We start from the raw sequence: 15,795 nt of genomic DNA, 5'->3' as shown, positions 1-15,795 counted from the left end.
CCGGCCGGGGGTGGGGGTTTCCCCTTTCCCCCGCCCGGGGCGGCCCGCCCCTGGCGGGGCTGGGCGCCTCCGGGGGGGGCTGCCCGCGTCCCTGGGCGGGGCTCTACAGGGTCTTCGGAATACCCGGCTTCGCGGCTGACGCCGCTCCTACAAAAAACAAAAAAAGCGCGGATCACTTGATCCGCGCTTGAGACGGCGAGGGAGAGGGACCCGCCGGCTCTTTACTCAGTAACGCAGGTTCTGCTGCCAGTAGGTTTCGATCTGGCGGACCAGCGGGTCCGGCAGCGGCACGTAGTCGAGCTGACGGGCCTGGGCGTCGCCGTTGGCGTAGATCCAGCGGAAATACTCAACCGCCGCCTTGGCGCCTTCGGCACTCTTCGGTTGCTTGCGCATCAGGATGAAGTTGGTGGCGGTGATCGGCCATGCCTGTTCGCCCGGAGCGTTGGTCATCACCAGGTAGAAGTCACGTGCGTTGGCCCAGTCGGCGCTGGCAGCAGCGGCCGAGAAGGTCTCGTCACGCGGCTGCACGAAGTTGCCGGCGGCATTCTTCATGCGCGAGAAGGTCAGGCGGTTCTGCAGGGCGTAGGAGAACTCGACGTAACCGATCGAGCCGCGGATCTGCTTGACGTAAGCGGCCACGCCTTCGTTGCCCTTGCCGCCGATACCGACCGGCCACTGGACGCTGGTGCCTTCACCGACGGTGGTCTTCCAGTCAGCGTTGACCTTGGACAGGAAGTTGACGAAGTTGAAGGTGGTGCCCGAACCGTCGGAACGATGGACGACGGTGATCTTGGTGTCCGGCAGGGTCAGGCCGGCATTGAGTGCGGCGATGGCCGGGTCATTCCACTTGGTGATCTTGCCCAGGAAGATGTTGGCCAGGGTCGGACCATCCAGCTTCATCGCACCGGCGTCCACGCCCGGCACGTTGAGCACCGGCACCACGCCGCCGATCACCGACGGGAACTGCACCAGGCCAGCCGACGCCAGTTCTTCCGGCTTCAGCGGCGCATCGGACGAACCGAAGTCAACGGTATTGGCCTTGATCTGGGCGATACCGCCGCCCGAACCGATCGACTGGTAGTTGACGCGGTTGCGGGTGGCAGCGCTGTAGTCGGCCGACCACTTGGACATGACCGGGTAGATGAAGGACGCGCCGGCGCCGGTGACATCGGCTGCATTGGCGGCGAACACGGACGACGCTGCGAGGATGGCTACAGCGGCGCGCGATTTGATGGCGTGGATCACGAATGGCTCCTGGGAGTTGATGTGCGGTGGTTTCCGCCCCGGCGCCTATTCCATAACCATTTGATGACAGCGCAGCGTCTGTCATATGACGCACATATGACAGTGATGCATGTAATCAGAATGCCGCTTCAACCTCGCTTGGCAGCGGGTAGCTGCGGCCCTCTGGTAGCAGCTTGAAGCTGCGCACGGGCTGCTCTTCGCGGGCTTCCACGCAGTCACCCTTGGCATCTTCGTGGTTCACGGTTGAACTGCCGCGTTCACGGATTGTCAGCGTTGCCCAGCCTTGCGCGGGGGTGGGGCCAACCTCCAGCGTGCGCTTTGTTTCATGGAATTCACCGGCACAGCGGGTATCCCATTCACCGCCGCTGCTGGACATCACGATCTGCCCGGTAATTGCTTCCAGGTTGCTGCCGTTGAGTACCAGCAGCTGCAGCCGGGTTTCGCTGAAAGGGTTGGGTTGCGAGGAGTTGCTGCGTGAGCTGCGTACGCCGAACGCACGTACGCTCGGCGAGAGGTTGTAACGCGCGGTATCCAGGCCGACGCTGTCGACATGGATCGCATCGCTGTTCATCACCTCGGGCAGGCGGAGCCCCGCGCGTGGGCGCAGACTGGCGCTGTCGACCACCAATACATCCAGGTCGCCCGACTGGGAGTCACCATTGGATCCCTCCGGGCCCAGAAACGGTACCGCGATCAAGGTCAACGAAGTATCCGCTGGCCATACCCGGCAAGCGCCGCGCTCGGCGTCGAAGGACCAGCCGGAGCGGTCGGGCAGGGCGGCGGTGTCGCGCTGTTGGTACGCCTGGGTTATACGCGCGGCAGCGTCATCACCACAGTCCTGGGCGAAGCTGGTGACGGGCAGGGATAGCAGTAGTGCCAGCAGGCAGGTGCGCATGGAATCCATCCGGTTGGAGCGCTCCCCGGATGCGTTGTGGGAGCTGCGTAAGCTGCGAAGCTTACACAGCTTCAGCAAGCGCAGCGGCGCCTGCCGTTGTAGGAGCGGCGTGAGTCGCGAAGCTGACAGACCTTCAGATTGCGGCGATTGCTTGAGCATCGACGTTGCTTGCCTCGCGGCTTACGCCGCTCCTACAAAAGCGCAATCGCTGCAACGACGAACGCCCCTTGCGGGGCGTTCGTGGTATTGCATGCAGCCAATGCTTACCAGAAGAACTGCAGGCGCGCTTCCAGGATGTCCGGCTTGTCGCTGACGAACTTCTTGCTGGACGAGGAGTACTTGTTGCTGTCGACCATTACATAGTTCAGCGAGGCCTTGAAGTTCGAACGCCAGTACCAGTTGGCGCCGACGGTCCAGATGTCCATCTTGCCACCGAGCACGCCGTCCACCAGCGGGGTGCCGCCGACCACGGCCGGGGCCTTCAGGCCGCCGTCGTTCAGGTCGATGTGGTCGAAGCGTGCGCCCAGCTGCCACATGCCGCGGCCCGGCTCATCCGGCAGGCCGAGGCTCGGGGTGCCGCCCTTGTAGCCCCAGGTCTCACCGGTCACGTTCCACACGCCGCTGATGTAGTAACCGTCGGTGCTGTAGTTGTCGTGGTCGTAACGCTTGGCCTTGGAGCTGTAGTACTCGCCCTGGGCCTTGAACGGGCCATGCACGTACATGGCTTCGGCGCCGATGGTGCTCAGACGGTCGGTGTCCTTCAGGTCGCCGCTGTCGACCAGACGCACGGTAGCCAGGTCGGCGTTCGGGCGGGCGCGCAGGCGCAGCAGGTCGGCGTCGGTGTCGTAATCGACGTAGCTCAGGCCCAGGTGCAGGATGTTGCCCTTCTCGTTGATCGGGGCGAAGGTGCCGCGCACGCCGTAGCCGCTGCCATGGGCCAGGTCACGGGTCAGCTCGCGGCCGAAGGCCGAAGCGGTGACCGACCAGTTGGCATCGCCAACGCCGTAGCCAACGCCGAGGCGGCGGGCAACTGCGTAGGTGTTGGTGACGGTGGCCTTGGAGATGAAGTCGTTGTTCTTGGTGCTGGACAGTTCTTCCAGGCTGTTCGGCTGTTTGTACTGACCAGCCTGCAGGAAGTGGTTGCTGTTGCCGCCCAGCTTGTACTTGACGTTGGTGTCGAGGAACTTGTCGGCCTTGGCGTCGTAGCCGACCACCCATTCGATGTTGCCCGGGCCCTTGCCCTTCAGCACCAGCTCGGCGCGGCGCAGTTCGAACTCGCTGTCCTTGCCGTTCTTGGCAACGCCATTGAGGTCGGCCTTGTCATTGCTGAACCAGTTGCCGTCGGCCTGGACCAGGCCTTCGAAGGTGATTTCGGAACCGCCAATAACGTCGATGGCGACTTCAGCGTGTGCAGCCGGCGCGAACAGTGCAGCAGCCACGGCCGCGGTAAGGAGTTGGCGATGCAGTTTCATTGGGTGGGTAGCCTTGCAGGCGGTTGGAGGTTGCTGCGAAGGCTAGGGCGTAAAGATTGCGTAAATGTGACAGTTCAACGACGAGCTTTGGCCTTGTGGCACAAGGGCCTGCGTATTGGGCCTTGGGGCTGTTACGGGAAAGTGTCGTACAGATGGCAGCCAGCAGCGCTCACGCGGCGTCGCCGGTCTTGTCATTGAAATGGCAGAGATCACGGATCACGCACTGCGGGCAATCGGGTTTGCGCGCCTTGCAGACATAGCGCCCGTGCAGGATCAGCCAGTGGTGCGCATCCTGCAGGAATTCATCCGGAATCACCTTCACCAGCCCATCCTCGACCACCCGTACATCCTTGCCAGGTGCCAGTCCGGTGCGGTTGGAAACGCGGAAGATATGCGTGTCCACCGCCATCGTCGGCTGGCCGAAGGCGGTATTGAGCACCACGTTGGCGGTTTTGCGGCCGACCCCGGGCAGGGCTTCCAGCGCGGCGCGTTCGGCCGGCACTTCGCCACCGTACTTCTCGACCAGGATGGCGCAGGCGGCAATCACGTTCTTGGCCTTGGCGTTGAACAGGCCGATGGTGGCGATGTAAGGCTTCAGTCCTTCCTCGCCCAAGGCAAGAATGGCCTGGGCGGTATTGGCCACCGGGAACAATTTGCGGGTTGCCTTGTTGACGCCAACATCGGTGGCCTGCGCTGACAAGGTCACCGCCACCAGCAGTTCGAACGGCGAGCTGTATTCCAACTCGGTGGTCGGGTGCGGGTTGAGCTCACGCAGGCGGGTGAACATCTCCAATACTTCAGCCGCACTCATGCGTTTGCTGCCGCGAGCCAACGTGCTTTTCCGCGGTGCGGTTTTTTTTGCCGGAGCGCTCTTTACCGCGATCTTCTTCGCGGCGATTTTTCTGTCGGCCGTCTTCTTCACTGTAGCTTTCTTCACTGCCACTGGCTTCATTTGCCCGGCTTTTCTGCGGCGCGCGCCTTGGCACGTGCCAGGATTGCCGCCGCCGCAGAGGGCAGGGCAGGCTTGCTGTCAGCTGCCGGCGGCGGCGCACGGCGTGCCTGGCGCTCGGCATCACGGCGTTCAAGTCGCGCGGCGCGGGCGCGATGGCGCTCACGCGCGGCCCAGGCCGTGCGCAGCTGCTGCTGGGCCTGCGTGAGCAGTCGTGGCAGTTGCGGCTGCGCAGGATCCAGCAGTTCATCGCCGGGCTGCGGCATGTAGTCCATCAGCCCGGCGCGCAGCGCCGCATCCAGATCATCGTCCAGCACGAATTGCAGCAGTTGGCGGGGTGTAGCGCTTGCGTTGGACATGGACAACTCAGCGATTCTTGAATTCCGGCTTGCGGCGTTCCAGGAAGGCGCTGGTGCCTTCACGCATGTCGTCGGTGGAGAACACCAGGCCGAACTGTGCGCTTTCGTATTCGAGTCCTTCTTCGATAGCGCACTCACCTCCGACGTTGATCGCGTCGAGGATGCCGCGCAGCGCCAGCGGTGCGGCATTGGCAAGTTGCTCGGCCAGCTTGGTGGTTTCCGCTTCCAGCTCGGCGGCCGGTACCACGCGGTTGATCAGGCCCAACTGCTGGGCGCGCTCGGCGCTGATCGGTGCACCCAGCAGGCAAAGTTCCAGCGCGGCCGCGCGGCCGGCCAGGCGCAGCAGGCGCTGGGTGCCGCCAAAACCCGGTACCAGGCCCAGGTTGATCTCCGGCTGGCCGACCTTGGCGCTATCGGCGGCGATGCGCAGGTGGCAGGCCATGGCCAGTTCCATGCCGCCGCCCAGTGCGAAACCGTTCACCATTGCGATGACCGGCTTGTTCAGGCGCTCGATCCGGCGCATCAGGCGCTGTCCGACCAGCGAAAAATCGCGGCCCTGAACCGGGGTCAAGGTATTCATTTCGGCGATGTCCGCGCCGGCAACGAAGGCTTTGCTACCCGCGCCCGTCAGGACCACAACCCTTACATCCTCGGCCAGTGCTACGTCGGCGAAGGCGGCATCCAGGGTTTCCAGGGTCAGCCGGTTGAGGGCGTTGAGCTTTTCCGGGCGCTGCACGGTGATGGTGCGGACGCCTGCGTGGGTGCTGATCGAAACCGGTGACTCGGACATGGGGTGAAAGCCTCGAAACGTTAAAAAAAAGTAATGGATTGAACTCTTTCAGTCGAAGACGGTCGTAGGTGAGCGTCGTCAGTGGCGGACAGCCTTTGTGACGGCTATCCTAACCCGTCGCCTCTAGCGGCATGCTTGCCCTGAGACACCATTCCTGGAGAACTGTTTGATGAAGTTGCGTTCTATTGCGGTCGCCGTGGCCGCCCTGGCCGTCACCGGCACCGCTTTCGCCCAGGACATCGCGTCCGAAAAGGGCAAGCTGAGCTATTACTTCGGCTATGACTACGGTAACAACCTGGCTGAGCTCACCGGTCGTGGCGAGCAGCTGGACATCGCTTCGGTGGTGAAGGGCCTGCAGGATGCCTACGCCAAGAAGCAGCCGGCAATCACCGCCGACCAGCTGAAGCCGGCCGTTGAAGCCTTCCAGCGCCGCGAGCAGGGCCGTGCCCAGGCCGCCAAGGCCGAGTACGACAAGGCTGCTGCTGAAAACAAGACCCGCAGTGACCAGTTCATTGCCGCCAACAAGGCCAAGGCCGGCGTGCAGACCCTGGCCAGCGGCGTGCAGTACCGCGTGATCGAAGCCGGTGCCGGCGCCAAGCCGACCCAGGCCAGCACCGTTGCACTGGAAGTTGCCGGTCCGTTCCCGTACGGCCAGCGTCCGACCGAAGCTCGCCCGGCACAGTCGATTCCGTCGATCAAGCTGAGCGAAGTGGAAATGGCTGCCATGCGCGAAACCCTGCTGCAGATGCCGGCCGGCGCCAAGTGGGAAGTGACCCTGCCGCCGGAGAAGGCCTACGGTGCCGACCCGCGCACCCCGTTCCCGCCGAACGTGGCTGTGCAGTTCGAGATCAAGCTGGTCAGCGTCAAGTAAGCGCAAACCAGTGATGCAACAAGAGGCGCCGGTGGCAACACCGGCGCTTTCTTTTTGTCTGCAAGCACATGTAGTGCCGAGCCATGCTCGGCAAGGGCTTTCCCGGCGACACCAGCAGTTGCGCGTCATCAACGATCAGCGCAGTGCAGGCGCGCAACCGGCCAAGGCCGCAGTAGCCGACCATCGCAAGCTGGGTTGTTGCAGGCCAGGTAGCTTTCAGTGTTGTGTGAAAAAGAAGAGCCGACGCCACCTAGGCGCCGGCTCTTTGTTCAACATCCAGTGCTGTTTTGCTGGTTTCGCTTGTAGAGCCTCTGCCGAGCATGGCTCGGCACTACCGGCAATCCCTGCTCGACTGGATTTACGGCGACGTCACCTTGGCCGCACATGTGCGGATGCCAGCCTGCTCCACGGTACTGATCAGGTTCACGGCCTTCAGCGAGGCAGCGGTGTCGTTCATGCAACGCAGGTAGAGCGCACGGTTGCCGTTGGCGGTGGTGCGGCACAGGCGATCCTGGGCCTGCACATTGGCACCGGCGATCAAGCCCGGGTTCTTGAACAGTTTCACGCCCGTATCGCAGCTGCCGATGCGCGCCGTGCCAGCGTTCAAGTCCCAACCCTGGTCGACGAATACCGCCAAGGTCAGGTCGACCATGCGGCCCGCGTCGGTGTTGGGGCTGTTGGCCGGTTCCATCAACGCGTCGGGTACCAGCACACTCTCGAAGTGCGAGAAGGTAGAGCCGCTGGCAACGATGGCCGGTGCATACAGCAGCGGACGCCCGCTGGCATCGGCACCGGCATAGCGGCCGGCTACCTGGCCCAGGCTTGCGGTCAACGCCGTGCCCGCCTGTGCCGCTGCCTTGATCTGATTGGCATCGGTGAGGTTGACGCTAAGCGTTGGGATGGTGGCGTTGACGCTGGCGTCTTCGGCCATGCCTGGCGCGGTGCCCGGATCGCCGGAACTGGCGACGTTGCCGATGATCGCTGCGACCGCGCCTGCCGCCTGCGCATTGGCTGCCTTGATCTCGAATGCGCAGCCGCCGCGATTGACGTAGGCAACCTTGCCGCTGAGGCTGCCGGCGGGAATTGCTTCGCAGCCGTCGGCGGTGTCGGCACCGGTGCCATCGTTGGCGACGACAACCGCGCCAGCGAAGTTGGCCGGAGTGGCCGGCGGGCCAAAGGATGCGGTGCCGTAGAACTGCGTGACCAGGCCGCTGCCGTTGACCGACAGCACCACCGCAGGATCAAGCCACAGGGGCGTCTGCGCCTTGGTGGTTGCACCGTTCCATGCCGGAGCGCCGCGGGTCTTGACCGACGTTGCGCGCAGCGCGTTGGTCATCGTGGGCTCGGTGAAGCGCTTGCCGGACAGGTTGTCGAACGCGTTCTCGGTATAGACGTCCGAATACCCGTAGTACTGCGGAATGCCGGCACGCTCGCCCAGCCGGCCGGTGGTGTAGCCGACGAAGCCGGAGAAGCCCAGACCGTGGCCGATCTCATGCATCACCACGTCGAGGAAGCTGATCAGGTTGGCGGGCGCTTTGCCGTCCAGTCCGTAGTACCAGCCCGAGCCGGTCATGCATGGCGTACCGTCCGGGTTGCTGCCGCCAAGATTGGCGTTGAAGCGGCTGGTGATATCGGTGCCGGAACTGCTGATGGTGATGCGGCTGCCGTTGAGGGCATTGGCGAGCGGGGCGTGGTACATCATGCCCAGTTCGGTGGCGGTGGGCGGCGTGGTTGCGATCCAGGAGGCGCCGGCCGAGCCGAGGGTGCCGCCGGTCGCGGTACAGGTCAGGTCCTGGAAGCTGGCGCCGACGAAGGTCTCCACGTCACTCTGCAGCACCGCGCCCCATAGATCGGCGGCGAATTGGTAGACGATGCGGCGTTGCTCACCGACTGTCTTGCCGGGGTTGCCGCCTTCAGGCGCGCGTACGGTGGTGTCGTTCAGGCCCTTGCCTGCGGGATCCTGGTTGATCGGAGTGATGATGGCGGCGTTGGCCGATGCGCTGAGCACGGCGCTGCCGATGACGGCGGAAAGCAGCAGCGTCTTCATTCCGACACCTCCTGTCGACCATGCGAAAGCGGTGCGCCGTTCTCCAGAATCTGTACTTCACCGTTGGCATCGCGTTCGACGCTCAATGAGCTCAACGCGGACAGCGGCAGGTCGGCAGTGCTCATGCCGTTGCTCTGCAGGCGGATGGTCTTGGCGGCATCGGTGCCGGTCTGCGGAATGCGTGCCCAGGCGGCGTTGGTGCCGGCGGCGCTGCGGCTTGCCGAAGGCATTGCGTTTGCCTTTTCGGAAAGCGCGCGGATCTCGGTATCGGTGAGTTTGCGCAGCTTGCCGGTCTTGGCATCGATGCCGGCTACCATGCCGCTTTCGGTAGGGGTGCTTGGGTTGCCGTCCGTTGGCGGCTCATGGGCCTGTACTGAAAGGCTGGCGGACAGTGCCAGCGCCGATAACAACAAGGAAGGTTTTGCCATTCTCATTTCCGAGCTCCGCTTACAGAGTGAAAAGCGATAAGGCTCCATCCATATGCGTGCGAGGCAGGCGTCCCACAGCCACGCTGATCGAACGCGCGTCACGCGCATTGGATGGTTCGTGTTCCCCCTGTCGGCAATTGGAGTGTGCCCGGAGATGAACCGCAGCTCAACCATAGTTTGATGAAGATCACACAATGAATGGGCCTAAGCGTCATCGGGGCCTGCTGGATTGGCGTGGCCGTTTGTGCCTGATTTGTCATCAGGACTGGGCAAATCTCCTGCTGACAAAGGGGGATAACTGGTCCGGAAGTGCGCCTCGCGTTACGCTAGCGTGATGTCGGAATTGATGGATGCACCTGCTCGTGTCATCTCCAGCCCTTGTATTGGCATCTGCGCGCTTGATGAGCAGGGCTATTGCCGTGGTTGCTGGCGCAATGGCGCCGAGATCGGTGCCTGGATGCGCATGAGCGAGGACGAGCGCCGACGGGTAATGACGCAGGAACTGCCAAGGCGCGCACGCCAGGCGCAGGCGTTTGCCGAGCAACTGCAGGGGCGTGACCGGTTGCAGCAGGCCTTGATGCCACTGACCCAGACGCCAACCGGGCCGGGCTGGAACCGCTCGGAGCTGGAGGACCTGTTGCCGCCCGGTCCGCCGGTGGAAGCGGCGGTGCTGGCCGGACTGGTGCCGCGCGCGCAGGGCACCCAGGTGATCTTGACCCGTCGTACCGAAGCGCTGCGCAACCATGGCGGTCAAGTCGGGTTTCCCGGGGGCCGCATCGAGACCCTGGACCGCAATCCGCTGGCAGCTGCGCTACGCGAGAGCGACGAGGAAATCGCCTTGCCGCGCAGCCAGGTATTGGCTTTGGGCTATCTGGACCCCTTCATCACCATCACCGGCTTCCGGGTGACGCCGGTGGTCGCGGTCGTGGACCCGGCGTTCATCGCACGTCCCGAACCTGGCGAAGTGGCCGAGGTGTTCGAGGTGCCACTGGATTACCTGATGGACCCGGCCAATCTGCGCCAGGTGGATATCGAGCATGGTGGGCGTGTCCGTCATGTCATGGAGTACAGCTGGCCCGGGCAGCGCATCTGGGGCGCGACCGCAGCCATCCTCTACAACCTTCGTCGTCGTTTGGAGCAGGTGGCATGAGCCAGGTTGGCGTTTCGTGGACCACGCTGGTGGATGTAGCGGAGCTGGCCAATGCCTTGGCACAGCCCGAGTTGCGCGTGGTCGATGCCCGCGCCACCGCCAGCACCGCGGTGCGGGTGATGGATGCGCGCTATTCGTTGGCGGACAAGCAGGCAGGTGCCGCTGGCTACGCCGCCGCACATATTCCCGGTGCGCTCCATGCGGATCTGGAGAACGATCTGTCGGACATGGGCAAGCAGGGGCATGGCCGACACCCGTTGCCGGAAAGCGAGGTCTTTGCAGCGCGTCTGGGACACTGGGGCATTGCGCCCGATACCCAGGTGGTGGTCTACGATGCGGCCGATGGCAGCATGGCGGCGGCGCGCCTGTGGTGGCTGCTGCGCCTGATCGGCCATCGCAAGGTCGCCGTGCTCGATGGCGGTCTGGCCGCTTGGCAGGCGGCAGGGTACGCGGTTGATGCGGCCCCGGTTGTGGTGCCTGCATTGCCGGCCTATCCCGGTCAGTTCGACATGACCCAGGTAGTCAGTGCCGATGAGGTGCAGTCGCGCTTGTCGCAGACGCCGGCATGGTTGCTGGACGCGCGTGCAGGTGAACGTTACCGCGGCGAAGTCGAGCCCCTGGATCGGGTAGCCGGGCATGTGCCTGGTGCGCTGAACCGACCGTTCGGCATGAATCTGCGTGATGGTCGTTTCCGTCCGGCGCAGGAACTGCATGCCGAGTTGGAGCCGCTGTTGTCCGGACAGGCACCGACGCAGATGGCGGTGATGTGTGGTTCGGGTGTCACCGCCTGTCATCTGGCCTTGGCGTTTGCGCATGCGGGTTTGCCTGGGCTGCGTGTATTCAGTGATTCCTGGAGTGGTTGGTCCAGCGATGCAGGCCGACCAATCGCCACACGTTGAGTGATCAGTACGCCGCGAGTGGGCGCGGTGCCGATGGGTATGAATGCTTCGGGGGAAGCGTGCGTTCATTGAAATGGCTGGGCGTAGTGCTGGTGATGGTGGTTCTTGGTGCTTGCAATGCGCCAGGCAACGGCTTGTCCGGCGATGCGGTGCGTCAGTATCTGCGCGAGGTTGAACAGTGGCGGACGCAGCGTCTGGTGCAACTGCGCGCGCCCGAGGGCTGGCTCAGCTATACCGGCTCGGGGCGGCTCAAGGCCGGCGCTTACCGGGTGGGCAGTGCCGCGGCCAATGATGTGGTGTTGCCCAGTGGCCCCGCAGATCTGGGTTTCCTGCAGGTGGACCGCGACGGTGAGGCCATCTTCACCGCAGGTAGTCGCGCGGGTGCCCGGATCAATGGTCAGCCGCTGGAGCGGGCGGTTCTGGTCCCCGGTGTGGCCCATGTGAGCGAGGCCAGTCGCGTTCAAGTGGGTGATTCGGAGTTCTATCTGGTGCGCACCGGCAGCATCCTGGGGTGGCGCTATCGCGACCCGCAGTCGCCGCGGCGCCTGGAATTCACCGCCATCGAGCACTTCCCGGTCGACCCGAAATGGAACATCAAGGCGCAATGGCGGCCGTTCCCAGCGCCCAAGCAGGCAGTCTTGTTGACCTCGATCGGCACCCCGTTGCCAGCCGTCGTGCCGGGCGAAGCGGTGTTCGAGGTCAATGGGCGCAGCTACACGCTGCAGCCGGTGTTGGATGAGGCCGCGCCGCCATCACGGCGTTTGTTCTTCCTGCTGTCGGACCGCACCAGCGGCCGCGAAACCTATGGTGGTGCGCGTTACCTGTACGCGGCCATGCCCTCCGATGGCGTGGTGCAGCTGGACTTCAATCGCGCCGAGAACCCGCCCTGCGCGTTCACCCCGCACGTGGTGTGCCCGATCGCGCCGGCCATCAATCGCCTGGATCTTGCGGTGACCGCCGGCGAGAAGTTCCAGTACCTGCCGCAGTAGGCAGGTACTGGGAGTTGCTTACTCCGGCAGCTGCTGCAGATCAATCGCGCGCAGCACCAGCTCCCACGGGAACATCGGGCCCGGATCGAGTTTGCGCTGCACGTTGAGGCTGGGGTTGTCGCTGGCCGGTTCCAGGGCCGTGTCCAACTGCTCATGGCCGGCGATGTAACGCAGTGACGGTACTGCCTGCGGCAGCCATTCCAGCAACCTCACCAGCGCGGCGATCTGTGCTTCGGGATAGGGCTCGCTCATGGCCTGGTTGTTGGAGTCGAACCAGTTTGGCCAGCGCCCGCGGTTGACCAGCTCGATGCCGATCGAGCGCGGATTGATGCCGCGCACGTGGTGGGCGACGCGGTCCAGCGCGATGTATTGCTGGATGCTGCCATCGCGGTCGATGTAGTAATGGCCGCTGTTGCCGCTGCCATTGTCGTAGAGCGCACGCTCACCGTACTCGCGCGCCGTCGCCAGGTCCGGCAGCTCGGTGCAATGGATCACCACCAGGTCGATATCGGCGAGCTTGCGCTGCGCCAACTGGTGCTCGTAGGGCAGCGGCTTGGCAATGATGGGGGGCGGCAGGTGCATGCGTGGATGCTAGCATTCACGCATGAATTCCCCCACGACTTGCCGCCAGTCATGAGCCGCGGCCACTGCATTCTGTCGCACGGCTTCGAGAGCGGCCCGGACGCCACCAAGGTCACCGCGTTGGCTGAGGTTGCCGAGCGCCTGGGCTGGAGCCATGAGCGCCCGGACTACACCGATCTGGATGCCAGAAGCGATATCAGCAGGGTCGGCGACGTGCCGGCGCGGCTGCAGCGGCTGATCGAGCGGGCAGCCGAAAAGGCCGCACATGGTCCGCTGGTGCTGGCCGGGTCCAGCCTGGGCGCCTATATCTCGGCCATCACCTCGCTGCAGGTGCCGGTTGCCGGGCTGTTCCTGATGGTGCCGCCGACCACGATGGGGCCGATGCCGGCGCTGGATGCCGCGGCGGTGCCGATCAGCGTGGTCCACGCCTGGAACGACGAGCTGATCCCGGCCGCCGATGTCATCGCCTGGGCCGCCGAGCGCAAAGCGCGGCTGCTGCTGGTCAACGACGGCCACCGCCTGATGCGCCATGTGGATGCGTCCTGCCAGGCCTTTGAGGCCTTGCTGCGCGGTTTGTGAACGCGGCCGTCGGCTGAATCCGACGGCGCGACGGGCAACTGCCTACAATAGACCCCCTGGATGCCCCGGGGCCGGCCGCCGTGCCCGCCCGTCTGGCTGGCCTGATTCCCTTTCTGAAAGTTGATATCTCCCGTGAATTTCTTTGTTTCCTGCGCCAAGGGCCTCGAATACCTGCTCGCCGACGAACTGCTGGCGATGGGCCTGCCGCGGGCGACCGCCACCATTTCCGGCGTCAATGCCGAGGGCGAATTGCGCGATGCGCAGCGCGTGGTGCTGTGGTCGCGTCTGGCCAGCCGCGTGCTGTGGCCGCTGCAGGAATTCGATTGCCCGGACGAGAACTCGCTGTATCAGGGCGTGGCGGCGATGCCGTGGGACCAGCACATCACCCCCGAGCTGACCTTGTCGGTGGACGCGCATGTATCCGGTACCGCCATCACCCATGCGCGCTTTGCCGCGCAGCGGGTCAAGGACGGCGTGGTCGACAGCCTGCGTGACCAGGGCATGGAGCGGCCGTCGGTGAACGTCGAGTTCCCGGACGTGCGCATCAACCTGTCGCTGCGCAAGGGCCGGGCCACGATCTCGATCGACCTCGGCGGTGGCCCGATGCACCGCCGTGGCTGGCGCATGGCGCAGAACGACGCACCGCTGAAGGAAAACCTGGCTGCCGCCGTGCTGCTGCGCGCCAACTGGCCGAAGATCCACGCCGAAGGCGGTGGCCTGCTCGACCCGATGTGCGGCAGCGGTACCTTGCTGATCGAAGGCGCCTTGATGGCCGCCGACGTCGCACCTGGCCTGCAGCGCCACGGCAGCATCCCACCGAGCCGCTGGCGCGGTTTCGACCAGGCGCAGTGGAAGGAACTGATGGCCGAAGCGCGCGAGCGCGAGCAGGCCGGTCGTGCCGCGCTCAAGCAGGTCATCCATGGCAGCGACATCGACCCGCAGGCTATCCGTGCGGCCAAGGAAAATGCCGAGGTCGCCGGCGTCAGCGAGGCCGTCTGGTTCGGTGTGCGCGACGTGGCCGATGTGCAGGTGCCGCCGCAGGAAACCGGCTGCGTGGTCTGCAACCCGCCGTATGACGAGCGTCTGGCCGCCGACACCGTGCTGTACCGCCGTATTGGCGATGCGCTCAAGCGGGCTGTGCCGACCTGGCGTGCGAGCCTGCTGTGCGGCAGCGCCGACCTGGCCTTTGCCACTGGCCTGCGCGCGGCCAAGAAGTACCAGATGTTCAATGGCGCCATCGAGTGCGCGCTGATCGTCTGCGATCCGATCGCTGTGCCGGAGCGTGAGAACGCCGGCCAGCCGCGCGAGCTCAGCGAAGGCGCGCAGATGGTGGCCAACCGCCTGCGCAAGAACCTGAAGAAATTCAAGAACTGGCTGAACCGCGAAGGCATCACCTGCTTCCGCGCCTATGACGCCGATCTGCCGGAATACGCGGCGGCCATCGACGTCTACCGCGAGGACGGTGGCAAGAACCGCACCTTCCTGCATGTGCAGGAATACGCCGCGCCGGCGACCATTCCGGACGTGGACGTGCGCCGCCGCCGCAACGAACTGCTCGCTGCGGCCCGTGAGGTGTTCCAGGTGCCGGCCGAGCAGGTCGCGCTGAAGTCGCGCGAGCGTGGCAAGGGCGGCAGCAAGTACGGCCGTTTCGAACAGCGCGGTGAGTTCATTTTGGTGCGCGAGAACAACGCGCTGCTGCGTGTGAATCTGTTCGATTACCTGGACACCGGCCTGTTCCTCGACCACCGCCCGCTGCGCACGCACATGGCGCAGGAAGCCCGTGGCAAGCGCTTCCTCAACCTGTTCTGCTACACCGGTGTGGCCAGCGTGGAAGCCGCGGTGGCCGGTGCCTCATCGACCACCAGCGTGGACTTGTCCGGTACCTACCTGCAGTGGTGTGCCGACAACCTCGCGCTCAACGGCAAGGGCGGCAGCCAGCACACGCTGGTGCAGGCCGATGCGGTGACCTGGCTGGAAGCGGAGAAGAACCGCTACGACGTGATCTTCTGCGACCCGCCGACCTTCTCCAACTCGGCGCGCGCTGAAGACTTCGACATCCAGCGCGAGCACGTGCGCCTGCTGCGTGCGGCGATGGATCGTTTGACCTCCGACGGCGTGCTGTACTTCTCCAACAACTTCCGTCGTTTCAAGCTGGACGAGAACGCGGTTGCCGAGTTCGCGATCTGCCGCGAGATTTCCGCACAGACCATCGGCCCGGATTTCGAGCGCAACGCCCGCATCCACCGCGCCTGGGAACTGCGCCGGGTCTAACAACGGCGGCCTCAGCGTAGTGCCGAGCCATGCTCGGCAGAGGCCTCACCCGTAGTGCCGAGCCATGCTCGGCAGAGGCCTTACCGGTGAAGCCCATGCCGAGCATGGCTCGGCACTACGGGTGAGGCCTCTGCCGAGCATGGCTCGGCACTACAGGTAACACCCCAGCCGAGCATGGCTCGGCTCTACCGCTTCTGCTCCCTCCCTTTCGCATAGCGAAGGGGAGGGTTGGGGAGGGGGGGCTTTTGCCGTGGCCGGTAATGCCCCAG

The 15,795-nt window shown here is 64.7% G+C and carries 15 protein-coding genes; 6 read left to right on the top strand and 9 right to left on the bottom strand.

The features are described 5' to 3' along the window. Positions 1–225: 225 nt before the first annotated feature. The 6 genes from pstS to ACVOLI_RS09960 all read right to left on the bottom strand — a co-directional run bounded on the left by pstS (position 226) and on the right by ACVOLI_RS09960 (position 5,710). Positions 226–1,245, bottom strand: a complete 1,020-nt coding sequence (gene pstS, locus ACVOLI_RS09985) for a phosphate ABC transporter substrate-binding protein PstS (RefSeq protein ID WP_282270941.1) — start codon at positions 1,243–1,245, stop codon at positions 226–228. Positions 1,246–1,360: 115 nt separating this feature from the next. After that, positions 1,361–2,140 (bottom strand): PA3715 family protein, encoded by a 780-nt coding sequence (locus tag ACVOLI_RS09980; protein ID WP_481534485.1) that lies wholly within the window; start codon positions 2,138–2,140, stop codon positions 1,361–1,363. 263 nt (positions 2,141–2,403) lie between these two features. After that, positions 2,404–3,612 carry an OprO/OprP family phosphate-selective porin gene (locus tag ACVOLI_RS09975; protein ID WP_481534484.1) on the bottom strand — a complete coding sequence of 403 codons (1,209 nt, stop codon included), beginning with the start codon at positions 3,610–3,612 and terminating at the stop codon, positions 2,404–2,406. A 169-nt stretch (positions 3,613–3,781) separates the two neighbouring features. Further along, complete coding sequence (nth, locus tag ACVOLI_RS09970; RefSeq protein WP_481534483.1) at positions 3,782–4,423, bottom strand: endonuclease III; 642 nt, start codon at positions 4,421–4,423, stop codon at positions 3,782–3,784. Between the two features lie 137 nt (positions 4,424–4,560). Then, complete coding sequence (locus ACVOLI_RS09965; protein WP_481534482.1) at positions 4,561–4,920, bottom strand: hypothetical protein; 360 nt, start codon at positions 4,918–4,920, stop codon at positions 4,561–4,563. 7 nt (positions 4,921–4,927) lie between these two features. Then, the gene (locus tag ACVOLI_RS09960; protein WP_481534481.1) at positions 4,928–5,710 is read right to left on the bottom strand and encodes an enoyl-CoA hydratase/isomerase family protein; all 783 of its coding nucleotides are present in this window, start codon (positions 5,708–5,710) and stop codon (positions 4,928–4,930) included. A 169-nt stretch (positions 5,711–5,879) separates the two neighbouring features. On the opposite strand from ACVOLI_RS09960, the gene ACVOLI_RS09955 reads away from it, so the two are divergent. Beyond that, the gene (locus tag ACVOLI_RS09955; protein ID WP_282270953.1) at positions 5,880–6,581 is read left to right on the top strand and encodes an FKBP-type peptidyl-prolyl cis-trans isomerase N-terminal domain-containing protein; all 702 of its coding nucleotides are present in this window, start codon (positions 5,880–5,882) and stop codon (positions 6,579–6,581) included. A gap of 358 nt (positions 6,582–6,939) precedes the next feature. On the opposite strand, the gene ACVOLI_RS09950 is transcribed toward ACVOLI_RS09955, so the two are convergent. Next, positions 6,940–8,628: a PA domain-containing protein gene (locus ACVOLI_RS09950; RefSeq protein WP_481534480.1), complete on the bottom strand. Its 1,689-nt coding sequence runs from the start codon at positions 8,626–8,628 to the stop codon at positions 6,940–6,942. Next, on the bottom strand, positions 8,625–9,056 hold the full coding sequence (locus ACVOLI_RS09945) for a post-PEP-CTERM-1 domain-containing protein (RefSeq protein ID WP_296252392.1): 432 nt from the start codon (positions 9,054–9,056) through the stop codon (positions 8,625–8,627). Before ACVOLI_RS09945 ends, ACVOLI_RS09950 begins: the two co-directional genes overlap by 4 nt. A gap of 346 nt (positions 9,057–9,402) precedes the next feature. Between ACVOLI_RS09945 and ACVOLI_RS09940 the strand changes: the two genes are divergently transcribed. The 3 genes from ACVOLI_RS09940 to ACVOLI_RS09930 are packed head-to-tail and all read left to right on the top strand — an operon-like array spanning position 9,403 to position 12,094. Next, the gene (locus ACVOLI_RS09940) at positions 9,403–10,206 is read left to right on the top strand and encodes a CoA pyrophosphatase (protein WP_481534486.1); all 804 of its coding nucleotides are present in this window, start codon (positions 9,403–9,405) and stop codon (positions 10,204–10,206) included. Further along, positions 10,203–11,105 carry a sulfurtransferase gene (locus ACVOLI_RS09935; protein ID WP_481534479.1) on the top strand — a complete coding sequence of 301 codons (903 nt, stop codon included), beginning with the start codon at positions 10,203–10,205 and terminating at the stop codon, positions 11,103–11,105. The genes ACVOLI_RS09940 and ACVOLI_RS09935 overlap by 4 nt, the downstream gene beginning before the upstream one ends. 59 nt (positions 11,106–11,164) lie before the next feature. Further along, the gene (locus tag ACVOLI_RS09930) at positions 11,165–12,094 is read left to right on the top strand and encodes a DUF1684 domain-containing protein (RefSeq protein ID WP_481534478.1); all 930 of its coding nucleotides are present in this window, start codon (positions 11,165–11,167) and stop codon (positions 12,092–12,094) included. 18 nt (positions 12,095–12,112) lie between these two features. On the opposite strand, the gene ACVOLI_RS09925 is transcribed toward ACVOLI_RS09930, so the two are convergent. Further along, entirely contained in the window at positions 12,113–12,676 is a 564-nt protein-coding gene (locus tag ACVOLI_RS09925; protein ID WP_481534477.1) for an N-acetylmuramoyl-L-alanine amidase, read from the bottom strand. Positions 12,677–12,727: 51 nt separating this feature from the next. On the opposite strand from ACVOLI_RS09925, the gene ACVOLI_RS09920 reads away from it, so the two are divergent. Continuing rightward, positions 12,728–13,255 carry a hypothetical protein gene (locus ACVOLI_RS09920; protein WP_481534476.1) on the top strand — a complete coding sequence of 176 codons (528 nt, stop codon included), beginning with the start codon at positions 12,728–12,730 and terminating at the stop codon, positions 13,253–13,255. A 132-nt stretch (positions 13,256–13,387) separates the two neighbouring features. Beyond that, positions 13,388–15,526 (top strand): bifunctional 23S rRNA (guanine(2069)-N(7))-methyltransferase RlmK/23S rRNA (guanine(2445)-N(2))-methyltransferase RlmL, encoded by a 2,139-nt coding sequence (gene rlmKL, locus ACVOLI_RS09915; protein ID WP_481534475.1) that lies wholly within the window; start codon positions 13,388–13,390, stop codon positions 15,524–15,526. The last annotated feature ends 269 nt before the right edge of the window (positions 15,527–15,795 follow it).

The sequence above is a fragment of the Stenotrophomonas sp. STEN029 genome, from assembly GCF_056760015.1.
Note: the sequence above shows the minus strand (reverse complement) of the source record. Positions and strands in the feature narration are given on the sequence as shown.

What these genes read in the sequence shown, in the direction of transcription:
- ACVOLI_RS09980 (WP_481534485.1), bottom strand. Translation starts at nt 2,140, where the DNA reads ATGCGCACCTGCCTGCTGGCACTACTGCTATCCCTGCCCGTCACCAGC.
- ACVOLI_RS09975 (WP_481534484.1), bottom strand. Translation starts at nt 3,612, where the DNA reads ATGAAACTGCATCGCCAACTCCTTACCGCGGCCGTGGCTGCTGCACTG.
- nth (WP_481534483.1), bottom strand. Translation starts at nt 4,423, where the DNA reads ATGAGTGCGGCTGAAGTATTGGAGATGTTCACCCGCCTGCGTGAGCTC.
- ACVOLI_RS09965 (WP_481534482.1), bottom strand. Translation starts at nt 4,920, where the DNA reads ATGTCCAACGCAAGCGCTACACCCCGCCAACTGCTGCAATTCGTGCTG.
- ACVOLI_RS09960 (WP_481534481.1), bottom strand. Translation starts at nt 5,710, where the DNA reads ATGTCCGAGTCACCGGTTTCGATCAGCACCCACGCAGGCGTCCGCACC.
- ACVOLI_RS09955 (WP_282270953.1), top strand. Translation starts at nt 5,880, where the DNA reads ATGAAGTTGCGTTCTATTGCGGTCGCCGTGGCCGCCCTGGCCGTCACC.
- ACVOLI_RS09950 (WP_481534480.1), bottom strand. Translation starts at nt 8,628, where the DNA reads ATGAAGACGCTGCTGCTTTCCGCCGTCATCGGCAGCGCCGTGCTCAGC.
- ACVOLI_RS09945 (WP_296252392.1), bottom strand. Translation starts at nt 9,056, where the DNA reads ATGGCAAAACCTTCCTTGTTGTTATCGGCGCTGGCACTGTCCGCCAGC.
- ACVOLI_RS09940 (WP_481534486.1), top strand. Translation starts at nt 9,403, where the DNA reads ATGGATGCACCTGCTCGTGTCATCTCCAGCCCTTGTATTGGCATCTGC.
- ACVOLI_RS09935 (WP_481534479.1), top strand. Translation starts at nt 10,203, where the DNA reads ATGAGCCAGGTTGGCGTTTCGTGGACCACGCTGGTGGATGTAGCGGAG.
- ACVOLI_RS09925 (WP_481534477.1), bottom strand. Translation starts at nt 12,676, where the DNA reads ATGCACCTGCCGCCCCCCATCATTGCCAAGCCGCTGCCCTACGAGCAC.
- ACVOLI_RS09920 (WP_481534476.1), top strand. Translation starts at nt 12,728, where the DNA reads ATGAGCCGCGGCCACTGCATTCTGTCGCACGGCTTCGAGAGCGGCCCG.